The organism is Actinomycetaceae bacterium MB13-C1-2 (assembly GCA_035621235.1).
Taxonomy (GTDB): Bacteria; Actinomycetota; Actinomycetes; order Actinomycetales; family Actinomycetaceae; genus Scrofimicrobium.
Genome location: CP141731.1, coordinates 1443988 through 1457344 on the forward strand (window position 1 = coordinate 1443988; position 13357 = coordinate 1457344).

Annotated in this window: 8 protein-coding genes; 7 read left to right on the plus strand and 1 reads right to left on the minus strand. The window is 57.2% G+C overall.

Annotation, left to right across the window (positions count from 1 at the left end; all coding sequences use genetic code 11):
• The first annotated feature begins 149 nt into the window (after positions 1-149).
• Positions 150-3500, plus strand: coding sequence for a PD-(D/E)XK nuclease family protein (locus U6G28_06380; protein ID WRS29162.1), 3351 nt, complete (start codon positions 150-152; stop codon positions 3498-3500).
• The gene (locus tag U6G28_06385; GenBank protein WRS29163.1) at positions 3497-6940 is read left to right on the plus strand and encodes an ATP-dependent DNA helicase; all 3444 of its coding nucleotides are present in this window, start codon (positions 3497-3499) and stop codon (positions 6938-6940) included. The genes U6G28_06380 and U6G28_06385 overlap by 4 nt, the downstream gene beginning before the upstream one ends.
• Before the next feature lie 197 nt (positions 6941-7137).
• Here U6G28_06385 and U6G28_06390 read toward each other — a convergent pair whose 3' ends face one another.
• The gene (locus U6G28_06390; GenBank protein ID WRS29164.1) at positions 7138-8211 is read right to left on the minus strand and encodes a phosphotransferase; all 1074 of its coding nucleotides are present in this window, start codon (positions 8209-8211) and stop codon (positions 7138-7140) included.
• Between the two features lie 74 nt (positions 8212-8285).
• Between U6G28_06390 and prfB the strand changes: the two genes are divergently transcribed.
• The 5 genes from prfB (at position 8286) to smpB (ending at position 13306) form a co-directional block, all read left to right on the plus strand.
• The gene (gene prfB, locus U6G28_06395; GenBank protein WRS29165.1) at positions 8286-9404 is read left to right on the plus strand and encodes a peptide chain release factor 2; all 1119 of its coding nucleotides are present in this window, start codon (positions 8286-8288) and stop codon (positions 9402-9404) included.
• A gap of 260 nt (positions 9405-9664) precedes the next feature.
• Positions 9665-10354: a cell division ATP-binding protein FtsE gene (gene ftsE, locus U6G28_06400; GenBank protein ID WRS29166.1), complete on the plus strand. Its 690-nt coding sequence runs from the start codon at positions 9665-9667 to the stop codon at positions 10352-10354.
• 2 nt (positions 10355-10356) lie between these two features.
• On the plus strand, positions 10357-11271 hold the full coding sequence (ftsX, locus tag U6G28_06405; GenBank protein WRS29167.1) for a permease-like cell division protein FtsX: 915 nt from the start codon (positions 10357-10359) through the stop codon (positions 11269-11271).
• Between the two features lie 6 nt (positions 11272-11277).
• Positions 11278-12699, plus strand: a complete 1422-nt coding sequence (locus U6G28_06410; GenBank protein WRS29168.1) for a peptidoglycan DD-metalloendopeptidase family protein — start codon at positions 11278-11280, stop codon at positions 12697-12699.
• Between the two features lie 73 nt (positions 12700-12772).
• Positions 12773-13306 (plus strand): SsrA-binding protein SmpB, encoded by a 534-nt coding sequence (gene smpB, locus U6G28_06415; protein WRS29169.1) that lies wholly within the window; start codon positions 12773-12775, stop codon positions 13304-13306.
• Positions 13307-13357: the final 51 nt, after the last annotated feature.

Consider the following 13357-nt stretch of genomic DNA (forward strand, 5'->3'; position numbering starts at 1 on the left):
GTGCCCATCTGGGCCTGGCTTGATTCTAGTCTTCAGCACCCCCGCAGTCCCTGACCGATCTCCTGGGGCTTAACTACATCCGGACGTTTTTGTCGGAGCTCTGCGCCATACTCATTTTGTGTGGAGAACTCAGTGTTGAAAGGAGCGCCGTGCGTCAAGCAGTAGATTCAGGGGAGGCGGTCGACTACGGCCGGTTGCTTGAGCGCGGGCTCGAAGGCGAGTCTTTTTGTGTAAATGCCGGCCCGGGAACCGGCAAGACCACCCTGGCAGTCCAGTTGGCCGCACGGGCTTTGTCACAGAGATCCCATCATTCAGATGATTTCTGGTCTCCGGTGCTGGTATTGACACCCGACCGTCGTAGGGGAACCATTACGGATCGGCTTGTCAGTAGTGAGCTGGCAAAAGTCGAAGATCATCGAGTCTCATCTGGGGTACTTGATGGCCCGGGAAGCCACAGGCTGGTGCGGTCGATTAACTCTTACGCTCATTTGGTCGCTAACCTCTGGGCGGTTGAGCGGGAACAGCCCGTTGCTCGGATTCCATTTGTCTCAGGTGGCGATGAGGACGCATGGGTCACGGAGTTTCTCAGTTCTCTGGCTGAGCCTGGGGAACGGTATACCACGCAGATTATGGGAACCCCGGTTTTTCGAATGGAACTTAGAAACCTCTTGGCGCGCGTGGGGGAGTTTGGGCTTCTCGCTGATGACCTAGAGAAGTTGGGGACGGAGTATGACCGTCCTGTCTGGTCGTTGGCGGCGCGAGCCTATCGGGAGTTTGCTGGCGACAAGGACGCGCCGTTCACCCCGGCGACCCCGCATGCCGATACTGCACGGATGCCTCGCATCGCGGCACGTTTGCTAGCTGGATGGCAAGGTGACAGGCAGACTGCTGGGCTGAAGGTTGGGCGGCCGGTTCCGAAGACCCTAATCGTTGATGACGTACAGGATCTGACGGTTTCTGGGGCTCAGTTGGTACGAACCGTTGCTCGGTATGCCGAGCAGGTCATCCTCCTTAACTCTCCATTGACGGCGGCAGCGGCGTTTCGCGGTGGGGATCCAAGCCTAGGTGAACGATTGGCCCGCAACGTGGCACAAGACCGATCCGGCGGAGAGACGTCTGAGCTGACGAACAGTGGCCAAGGTTTTCCTTTGGTGAGTTTGACGAAGAACTTTCGATCGGCGCCGAATATCGTCAGAGCCTCCAACGTGATTGGTTCATGGGTTGCCTCAGACGTCCCGAAAATGCAGGCGACCCGAGGTGGGCAAGATCAGAGCGTGACCTTGGCGCTCTCACCGACGGACACTCGCTTGGAGACGCTTATTGCCGAGAGACTGCGGAAGCACCATCTCTTCGAGGGTGTGCCCTGGGAGCAGATGGCAGTCATCGTCCGAAATGCCGCTCAGGTCGACTCGGTTCGGCGTCGCCTCATCCGTGCCGGAATCCCTCTGAAGAACGCCGACCGTCCGATGCGTCTATCTTCGGTGCCGATTTGTCGCTCGTTGCTTGAGCTAGTTGTCCAAGGGGCCCAGGAGCTGGGCGACTGGGCGTCGCCGGACGAGAGAGCCCAGATGCTTGACCCCAGTGCGGGAGCACTGGATTTGCTCAGGTCACCACTGATTGTGGCTGACCCACTCGCCGTGTTTCGCCTAATCCGCGACCTACGCGCCAGATTGGGTGGGCGTGAGCTTACCGCTCTTGATTTGCTGAGTATCCCAGAGACCGAACTCGTCCTTGGTGAGATGAAAGGGGACCGGTCACGAACTCAGCTTCTAGCTAAGGTTCGTACGGCGCGAACACTGTGGCAGCTGAAGTCTAAGGCAGCTCAGATGACCCCCCAGGCCGGGCTTTGGCTGCTCTGGGACAGTTCTGGGCTGGCTGAGACCCTTCGAGAGCGGGCTGTTGCCCCCTCTACTTCGACTGCCGGATTAGTAGATGCTCGCGCTGCCGCCGACCAACTAGACGCGACCATAGCTTTGTTTAGAAAGGCCGATCTTTGGTCTCAGAAGCGTTTGGAGCGGGCGGATCTTGGTGGGGATACAGCCCTTGACTTTGCAAGCGAATCTCTTAAGGAACAGGTCGAGTCAGATTCACTGGTGCGGGGCGGAATCACGGAAACTGGTGTGCAGGTATTAACCGCGACGGCCAGCGCAGGCCAACAGTGGAGCGTGGTATGTATTGTCGGGCCGCAGGCGGGAGAGTGGCCCGGTGGGGCGGTCGGGTCTTTCGGCAACATTGGTGAGCTTCGAGCAATCATCGATTCTGCAATGGCAGAGAACTCCGAGGGTAGGCGATGGCGGGGAGAAGTCGCGCTTGGAGAGCATTTCATAGATCGCGGCGTAGGAATCGGTCGTCCATACGCTCAATCGGTGAAAGAGAAGAGAGCGGACGAGGCCAAGTTATTCAATCTCGCGGTCTCGCGGGCGATTGATCATCTCCATTTCTTCGCTGTCGAGAACGAGGATTCTGCGCCCAGTGTGTTCTTGTCTGGGCTGGAGGATCAAGAGATCGTTCCGCGCCTGCACGGGGAAGATGGTGAACCACAGTACTCAGAGTTGACAATGCGTTTGGACCTGCCTTCTGTGGTGGGTTCGCTCAGGCGCGTAATCTCGGGTCCAGACGCCGGTCAAGCGGTGAAGGAAGAGGCCGTCCGTATCCTTTCACTGCTCGCTGTCGAGGGGGTAGAGGGCGCGGATCCTGCGTTGTGGGCTTCAACTGGTTCTATTTCATCTGATGCTCCTGTCATTAGTTCGGGTCCTCTTAGGCTTTCTCCCTCCAAGATTGGTAAGGCCGTGGACTGTTCGCTGATGTGGTTTCTTTCTTCTGTGAATCTTGACCCGCAGGATACCCAGGAATCGCGGGGGGAATACTCCCATTCAGCGTGGGGAACCATGCTCCACGAGATCGCCGAAGAACATCCGCAGGGAACATACGAAGAACTAATGGAAGCACTCACTGAAAAGTGGAATAGAGCGGGTTTTGAGACCGAGACTCACTGGGGACGTACCCGCTGGAATGAGGCAAAGGAACAGATTAGTTCCCTGGCAGCTTACTTCGATGATTGCGAAGCAACAGTCGAAGTCGAGCAGGCTATGAGCTACCGCCTTGGGGATGCGGTCGTCAATGGAAGAATCGATCGGCTCGAGACGGGTCAAGACGGATCAGTGCGGATCATCGACATTAAGACTGGTACCCCGATCTCTGCGAGATCTGTGAAGGATAATCCGCAACTCCTGGCATACCAGCTTGGTTTGGCCGAGGCAGGAGAGCGAAATGGTGGGGCGGCACTCTTACAACTGAAAGCCGCGGCAGGCAAGGAGCTGGCCCTGCAACCCCCGCTCACTGCCGAAGAAGCCGAGCGGGTTCGTAGCGAATACTCAGAACTGGTTCTAACGCTGTCTGGCCGAACGTATGTCCCCTCGGAGGATGAACGGGTGTGCCGACTATGTCCGTTCAAGACGGTCTGTCCGGCTAAGGCCCAGTCGAGCAGGAGCACAGAGTGAAGGGCAAGATCGTGGAGACTCAACAGGGTCATGCTGCGCTGATGGAGCTTGTGGACCGGTTGTCGCTAAAGAAGCCGACGGAGGAGCAATCCGAGATCGCAGTGTATCCGCCCTATGTTAGCGATTCAGAGGGTGAGGTAGCGGGCCAAACCCGGGAGGGACAACAGCGGACTGCTCAGCCGCTCCTAGTGGTGGCGGGTGCTGGCTCCGGTAAGACAGAGACCCTATCTTTGCGCGCTACCTATATCGCCGCAACGTATGGGGTGTCCCCGGAGAATATCCTGGGACTTACATTCACTCGTAAGGCTGCCGCGGAGCTAGAACAGCGTCTTCGTAGCCGACTGCGGCAGTGGAATCTGCAGACTGGAGCCGGAGAACTGGATGTATTGGCAGGCAGTCCCGAAGCGACGACTTACAACGGTTTTGCACTTTCCGTTGTTAGGGAGTTCGGTGGCCTGGTCGGAATCGACCCCGGAATAAATCACCTGGGTGAGGCAGCCGCATGGCAACTGATGAGCGAGATAATCGCAGGCTGGCGCGGTGACCTATCGGCCGGCAGCATGGAGACAGTCACCGACAACGCTCTACGGCTGCGCCAAGACATTATGAACCAGGCAATGACTGTGAGACAGGCTCGCTCAGAACTTGAGTCGCTGTGCCAGCGATTCGCGGACGCAGAAGCCAATCCGAGTCCGAGCGGAGGAAGACCCAGGTTCATCACGTTTCACCGCAACGGCAAGGCCGCCGTTGAGGCGCGCTTGCAACTCTTGGACATCATCGATGCGTTCAATGAACAGATCAGGGTCGATGGGTACATGGATTTTGCCGATCAGGTACAGGGGGCGATTGCCGTAGTCGAGCAGTCGGCAGAGGCGAGAGAGATACTTCGTGAACGACACCAGATCGTCTTTCTAGACGAGTTTCAGGATACGTCGGTGTCTCAAATGAGGTTTCTTTCCGCTTTGTTCTCCGATCATCCAGTGACTGCGGTTGGTGATCCAAACCAGGCGATTTATGGGTGGCGGGGGGCCTCGGCTGCCTCGCTCGATGATTTCCACTCCCTATTCAACAAGAACAGGGACGTCTTGAACGCTACTCTCACCCTTTCAACGGCATGGCGAAATGATCAACTGATCCTAGATGTGGCTAATAGGGTGGCCGCACCACTTTCGGAGCCACCCTCCTGGATAATCGATAAGCGAAACGCTGGCACGGGGCCGGTGAGGAATGATCAGAGCGTGGCGCTGCCGGTTCTTACCGCGCGTAGGAATGTCGGTCCGGGTTCGGTTACTGCCAACTACTTTGAGTTCCAAGATCAGAGCATCGCTGACACCGTCGAGTTCATCCGGTCTGTCCGTGAACAAGATCCCGGGTCGTCCGCAGCGGTACTTGGCCGGACTTCAAAGATTCTTCTGCGGGTCGTTGAGGCATTGAGAGAAGCAGGGCTCCCGGCCCAATTGGCTTCGGGCGAGGCTCTGCTGAGCCACCCAATGGTGGTGGATCTGCGGGCGGCTCTTGAGGTCACTACGGACATCGGCAGGTCCGATTCTTTAGCTCGTCTACTAACAAACTTGGATCTTGGAGTCTCGGATCTCCGCGCTCTATCTGACCTCGCGCGTCATCTCGCATATAAGAGCCCGGGCGATGACAGACGACAAACCCTGATCCTGGAAGCAGTGAGCGCCATCGGTGAGGGCCACGAGCCAGACAACATGACAGAGGTCGCCAGAGGACGTATCGCTGGGCTGGCAAGTCGGCTCGAATCTATGAGACACCGACGCGACAGATCGATCACAGAGCAAATCGATAACGCCCGGTGGGTGTTTGGTCTTGACTCAAATGCTCTTGCCGATCCGACATCCTCGGGTGTCTCAGAGGTACTAGACCAGTTCTCGCAGATTGCTTCAGACTACGAATCCGGCGCCGATCGACCCACGATGGAAGCATTCCTTGAGTGGGTTAGCGTTGCGGAGCAACAGGAACGCGGGATCGCCTTGCCATCGGTCCAGATTGATCCGGATGCGATCCAGGTTATGACGGTTCACGCCGCAAAAGGGCTGGAATGGGATGCGGTGGCTGTGGTCGATCTGACCAGCGGCGGTTTCCCGAGCTATCGAGGGGGGGAACAGAGGAGGACCGAAGAAGCACTACAACCTGAGGCGCCGACCGATCCGAAGCCCACTAGCGGATGGTGGACCGACCAGCAGCGCCTGCCTTTTGAGTTGCGAGCAGACCATCGCCACCTGCCGAACCCGAACTATCTGGACATGGAAGCGGCAGGAGGGGGAGTTCTTGAAACAGAGTTTAAGGACCAAATGGGAGAGTACGTGCTTCGAGAAGAGCGCCGACTTGCCTACGTCGCCTTCACTAGAGCAAAGAAGTGGTTGCATCTGTCCGGGGCTTGGAACCGCGGCGGGGCGAGCGTTTATCTCCCCTCTGCATTCCTCACTGAAGCAGCGGATGTAAACGGCGTGCGATCGACTATGGTGCTTTCGCCAACCCGGGAGCAGATCGAAGAGCATAGGGCCGAGACCGGGAATGTGAGCTTTCCTCGTGATCCAGGTGTGACTCGGAGAGCCGCAGAACAGGCTGCAGCACGCGTGCTTGAGTCAATGAAAGAAATTGAAAGGCACTCTGAGGATGGGGGAGACAGGGTCTCGCGACGTGAGCGTGTACTGGCGTCTGTTGAAAGTAGAGGCTTGGCAAATACCGTGTCTCGGCTACTCGCAGACAGGGACGCCAGAGAAAGCGAAGCGCTGAATGCCGACGACCGACCTGAGATCATACTTAGGCGCGTTGGGCAGGTACGAGAGCTGAACGTCACCGAGCTTGCGCAGTATGAGCGGGATCCACGCGCAACGGCAAATGAGCTACTCAGGCCAATACCAAAGCCGCCCGGGGACCAGAGCCTGTTGGGAACGGCCTTCCATAGGTGGATCGAACTGTACTTGGGCAAGGCCGGAGCCGCTTCCAGCGATATCGGAACAAATCCTGAGTTCGAGTCCGACGACCCGGCCAACGGCCTACTGGTTGGGAACCAGATGGCGGAAGCCCTTCCCCCTTCGGAGCGGGAGCGATTCAAGAGGATGCGGGACGCGTTTCTTGCGGCTGACCCGCTTGACGGACTAGAGGTTGAGGCGCTGGAAGTGGCGTTCTGGGTTCCGACCGGTGAGATTCCTGTCCGCGGCCGTATTGACGCGGTTCTTAGGGACAACGAGGGCAACTACAAACTGATTGACTGGAAGACCACAGGAAGGTCGAGTAGATCCCTAAGCGCCGACTGGGTTCGCTACTACATCGCTCAACTTAGCCAGTACGTCGCAGCCTGGAAGCCGCGCGCCGATGAAGAGGGAGTCGGAATCAGCGCTGAGCTCCTATTCATCGCCCCTGACGGAACTCAGAGGATTACGTTGGATCAGCTGCTAGAGATGGAAAGCTAGGGTGTGTCTGCTAAGTTCCTGCTTGTTGTGGTGACCGGGAAGTCCGCGTTTGCTACGTTGTTATCGTCGGCTTTGCCACCAGCAAAGCCTCCTCTTCCGCCTTGCAACCACGAATTTCCTGGTGGTCCTCGCCCGAGCACAGATTCAGGACACACACCCTAGTCTCACCAACGGGTGAGGCACTCCAAATCGCCTGCTTACAGCTCCTCGTCCAGTTCTGCTCCCGCCACTGTGGCACCGGTCGGGCTGGCTGAAGAAGTGGACGATCCAAGTCGTAAGAGAGGCTCTTCCTCTGCGGTGAACTTGATCTCGATGACATCTTCCTTGGGCGCGACCAATAACTCGCCCATCAGGTCTTTGTCCAGTTCCCTCAGCGCATCCACGCCAGCCTTGCGCCAAGCCGAGTCATCAGCCTGGACCGCCTGGTCGTACCATCTGAGCGTCTCGATCTCAGCGTAGAACTGCGCTCGTGTCAGAAGGTGCAGGTCTCGCGCTATCCGTGCCCGCGAGTAAGCCGCCTCAAACGAGCGAAGGAACCCGTCGTCTGCGCCGTACATGAGCCACGTCAAGTCCAAAGCGGGGTCATCGACTCGCGCCGCTTCGAATCCCCGCACGCCCAGCACCGCGCCTCCCTGGGCGACCTGCAGATTATTAGTGCTCAGGGTTCCGTGAATCGGGGTTGAGTCAAATTGCCAAAGGGCAGAGTCTTTCAGCGCTCCGACCCACCGGGTTCGCAGATCAGCGGGCAATACCGAACCATGCTGTTCGACTAGACCGGCGACCTGACCTCTGTTCTCTTCAGCAGTGTTTAGTTGCCCCGAAGCCTCGAAGTAAGCATCACTCGGGAGGTTATGTAGCTGTCCTAACGCCTTACCAATCGTTGAGGCAAGCGCACCGCCCCCATTGAGATACCCCTCGCCTCCCGGTTCTCCACCCATGTGTGGGTACACCAACACAAGGAACCCCGACTTCTGACGAAGAACGGCCGTCGGTACCGGAACACTGAAGGGAAGCTTGTTCACACCGACGTATCCGTCGAGCAGCCTAAGCACTTGTAGTAGGCGTTCGGCACTATCTTTCGACAATTGCGAGGAGGTTGACCATACTTGCCAGTCCTTCCCATGATCATCGACGATCGTTACTATTGCGCCACTTCCGGTAGCGACATAGTCTTTAGCTCCCAGAGCTTGGAGGCCCGGAACCATGGCGTTGGCAAGGGCTGCTAACTCAAGCGCGGACGGCGGCTTGGCGACTGCTTTAGGACTCACCATTCCAAGTTACCCAGCTAGACGGGGCAGATCGGCTTGGACGCGCCGCACAAACTAGGTCCGGTAAGGTAGGTGCCGTGAGCACAGATTTCGGCGCGGCCATTGCGTCTTTACGCGGCACCATGCAGAACGTCGAATCGGTTGCAGATCCGCAACGGCTTGAGGCGGATATCGCCAGGCTTTCGGACGAGGCAGCGGCCCCTGATCTCTGGGATGATCCCGATGCGGCGCAGAAGGTCACTTCCGAACTTAGCCATCTCCAGTCCGAGCTTGAGAGGCTGCGTGTCATCGACTCTCGGATCGACGATCTTGAGGCGATGGTTGAGCTCGCCGACGAATCGGAGAGCGATGAGGAGCGCCAGGAGATTCTCACCGAGTGTGACAGGGATCTTGCGAAGTTACGGAACGATATTTCCGATCTTGAAATCCGCACTTTGCTTGACGGGGAATACGACGAACGGCACGCGGTCGTCACTATCCGTTCAGGCGCCGGAGGAGTCGACGCGGCCGACTTCGCTCATATGCTGCTTCGCATGTACCTGCGCTGGGCGGAGCGCCGGGGATTCAAGACCAAGATGCTCGACACCTCGTACGCAGATGTTGCGGGGATCAAGTCTGCAACGTTCGAGGTTGAGGCGCCGTACGCATACGGAACTTTGTCAGTCGAGTCGGGGACGCACCGCCTCGTTCGCATTAGCCCGTTCGATAACCAGGGTCGCCGCCAAACCGGGTTCGCTGCGGTGGAAGTGATCCCTCTGATTGAGACGACAGATCATATCGAGATTCCCGATACCGATCTTAAGGTCGACGTCTTCCGCAGTTCAGGACCGGGTGGACAGTCTGTCAACACGACAGACTCGGCGGTGCGCATCACGCACCTACCCACGGGGATCGTCGTCTCAATGCAAGACGAGAAATCACAGATTCAAAACCGTGCCGCTGCGATGCGCGTTTTGCAGTCACGTTTGCTTATGTTGCGGCACGAGGAAGAAAAGGCCAAGAAGGACGAACTAAAGGGCGATGTCAAGGCGTCCTGGGGTGACCAGATGCGCTCGTACGTTCTTCAGCCCTTCCAAATGGTTAAAGATCTGAGGACGGAACACGAGTCCGGAAATACCCAGGCCGTATTCGACGGAGACATTGATGACTTCATCAACGCGGGAATTCGCTGGCGTAAGCAGTCTCAAAAGGACTAGTGTCGCGTGCCGCAACTTCGCCCCATATCCTCATGCACCGAGCGAATGCCCTCGGGCGGACACTTGTTTGGCTTGCGATGCTCCAACTCCGCACCCGGTCGGCGAAACGAATTTGCAGCTTGGCACGTTAACCCAGAGCAGATTCATAGGGTCACAGAGTGCCAGGCGGTGCGTGTCGCACACATCCGGTTAGAAACTGGAACTTAGGCTGATTCAAGTCAGATGTTAAAGACGAGCACCATCGTCCACAAGAGTGAGCAATGATTCGATTCGAGAACGTGACGAAGGTTTATGTGAAGGGTGCCAGCCCTGCGCTTGACAACGTCACCCTGGAAATTGAGCGCGGAGAGTTTGCTTTCCTGGTCGGTAAGTCCGGGTCGGGTAAGTCCACCATGTTGCAGCTAATCCTTCGCGAGCAGAGGGCAACCTCGGGCGAGGTTTGGGTTCTGGGACAGAACTTGACCACGCTTCCGCAGTGGCGCGTTCCTAAGATCCGGCGCCAGATTGGGACGGTGTTCCAAGACTTCCGACTATTGCCGTCGAAAACGGTTGCAGAGAATGTTGCCCTGGCAATGCAGGTTATTGGCCGGCCCCGTCACGCAATCAAGACTGAAGTTCCTGAAGTACTTGAGTTAGTTGGTTTGGAAGGCAAAGAGAAACGCCTACCAACGGAGCTTTCAGGTGGAGAGGAACAAAGGGTTGCGATTGCCCGCGCCATGGTGAACCGGCCTCAGGTTCTACTGGCCGACGAACCTACCGGCAACCTGGACCCGGAGACCTCACTTGGAATCATGCGTCTTCTCGATCGGATTAATCGGTCCGGCACCACTGTCGTAATGGCGACTCACGACGCAAAGATCGTTGACCAGATGCGAAAACGTGTGATTGAGCTTGAAGACGGACATGTGGTCCGTGACCAAAATCGGGGTGTCTATGGAGGGGGGATGTAACGATGCGTTTACGCTTTATCCTCTCTGAAACAGGAAAAGGTCTGGCCCGCAACAAGGCGATGGCCGTCGCGGTTGTTATCGTCACCTATGTTTCGCTGTTGTTTGTCGGTGTTGCAATGCTGGCGCAGATGCAGGTCAACATGCTGAAGTCCGACTGGTACAACAAGATCGAAGTGTCGATCTACATGTGTGCTACGGACGACAGTGCCCCCTCGTGCGGTCTTCAAGAAGCGACCGAGGAACAGATCGAAGACGTCCGTCAACGCCTGGCGTCGGACGAGATGTCTTCGTATGTGGCTGAGGTGTTCGAGGAAACTAAAGAAGAAGCATACGAACGGTTCCAAGAGAGATTTGCAGATAGCGCACTAGGCGACTGGACGACCGCCGACATGCTGATGTTTTCTTTCCGGGTAAAGCTGGTCGATCCTGAGCAATATCAGATCATCTATGAGGAATTCAGTGGTAGCCCGGGCGTTTCAGAGGTCGTTGACCAACGAGAGCTACTGGAACCGATGTTTGACGTCCTCGAAAAAGCGAAGGCGATGTCGCTTGGGCTAGCGGGGATAATGGTGGTCGCGGCCGTCCTGCTGATAACTACAACGATCCGACTCTCAGCGATGAGTCGTGAGCGGGAGACTCAGATCATGCGTCTTGTCGGGGCGTCCAACCTGTTTATCCAAGCTCCCTTCATGATCGAAGGAGCTATAGCTGCGCTGATCGGTGCCGGTTTGGCGGTTGGTAGCCTGTTTGCAGGTGTTGAACTCTTGGTGAACAACTGGCTTTCCGGGTCATTCCTGTGGGTCCAGTTCATCGGATTCCGCGAGGTTTGGCTCATAACTCCCGTTTTGGTCGCTGCCGCGCTACTCTTGGCACTGATAGCGTCCGCTTTCTCATTAGCTAAGTACACGAAGGTATAACTAGAAATGACGAAGCCCCGGAAGGCAAGGTCAGTAAACGCGTCGTCGAAGCGCCGCATCGCGGTGATCGGCGCGATTCTTGTTACCTTCCTTATGGCGTTGACGGGTTTGGTGACTACAGCTCCTGCGTTCGCTGAAAGTCGTTCCGATGTCGTTCGCGAACGTGAGGAGAGCGAAAAAAAGATCGCGACCCTCAAAGGAGAAGCCGAGGGTATCGACGCCGACCTCACTGACATGGCAATCGCTATTGAGCAGAGCAAGATCGATGTTCTTGACCTGCAGGTTGAGTTGTCGACCGCCGAGCAGACGCTCGCGGACGCAGAGCGTAAGCATGCGCAACTGATTGATCAGCTTGCTGATGCTCAGACCCTGAAGACTGAGATTGATGAATCAATCAAGGACTCGGAGCAGCAGGAGGGCAAACTCCAGTCGGCCGTTGGCAAGATGGCTCGCGAGATGTATCGCGGTGAGTCTGTCTCTCCGTTCCAGGTAGTTGTCTCGACTGATGATCTGGGAGACATCAGTAACCAAGCCGCGGCCGCAAGTGCTCTGGGCCGGGTGCAGTCGAAGGCGATGGATGAAGTCAGGGCCGGATTGGTTGTCTCTGCTAACCAGGCAGAGAAACAAAAAGCAGTAACTGAACGCATCACCGATCTTGAAGCCAAAGCTCAACAGGCCGCGATTGAGGCCGCTTCAGCGCGCGATAATGTCGCAACGAACCTGAACGCGGTTCAGACAAAGCTGGCGGAGCAAGAATCCCTGCAGGCGCAGTGGGAGGTACGTCGAGGCGAGGTTGCAACGGCGATGACCAGCGCCCAAGATGAGCGAACCAATGCGATTGCCCGCATCGCGGCAATCGACAAGGCTGCTGCTGAAGAGGCGGCTCGGCAGGAGGCCGCACGTCAGGAAGCAGCCCGCAAAGCTGCAGAAGAAGCCGCAAAGAACAACTCGGGATCAGGCAACTCGGGTTCTAGTGGAGGTGGCGGATACACGCCTCCCACTTCAGGATCTGCCGGTCCAGGAATGTTCGTTAACCCTCTACGGATCAGTACCTACATCACCTCATACTTCGGGATGCGGTGGCACCCGGTGGTCGGCATTTACGTGTTGCACGATGGGACTGATTTCAGCGCGCCATGCGGGACGCCGCAGTATGCCGCGAGGTCCGGAACAGTGGTTGACGTGGGATACGACGGTGCCAACGGTCTTGGGTACTACGTAACCATCAACCACGGCGTCATCGGTGGAAACTCATACATCACTCAACAGATGCACTTTGGTTCTTGGCCTCCGGTGTCTGTGGGCCAGTCGGTCGGTACATCGACGGTAGTGGGCTATACCGGGACAACTGGCTTCTCGACGGGTTGTCACATGCACTTGAGTCTGTTCCAGAATGGAACACCGATCAGTATTTTGCCCTATCTGTAGCGCGGGCATGTAGTATTGCCATCCGGAAGTCATCTGGACTTGAGCAAGTATCGAACCTGGTTGGAGTTATGTCGTGGCCAAGCCATGGAAACAGCCGAAACCCACTGAGGGTGAGCGGCGCAAGGCTGCCTCGGATGAGAAGAAGGTCGTCGCGAGGAACCGTCGCGCCCGCCACGATTACGAGATTGAGGACACCCTCGAAGCGGGACTGTCGCTAGGTGGCACGGAGGTCAAGGCGCTGCGAATGGGTCGCGCCTCCATCGTCGACGGATGGGTTGAGTTCAATCGAGGCGAAGCCTGGCTCTACGGCGCGAATATTCCGATGTACTCCCAGGGATCATGGAATAACCATGCCCCGACTCGCAAGCGCAAGCTCCTCATGCATAAGTCGCAGATAGAGAAGTGGGAGTCGCGTTCGCAGGCAAAGGGATACACGGTTGTCCCGCTGGAACTCTATTTTGTCGGGGGTCGAGCTAAGGTTGAAATCGGCCTAGGCAGAGGCAAGAAAGAGTATGACAAACGCCAAGCGCTACGTGAGGCACAGGACCAACGCGAGGCCAAACGCGTCATGAGCAACTACCTTAAGCGCCCCCAGCGTCCTCGCTGAGTCGCCTGCGCGTGGCGGCAGTGTTCGTACTACGTTCAGCCGACTCGGCGG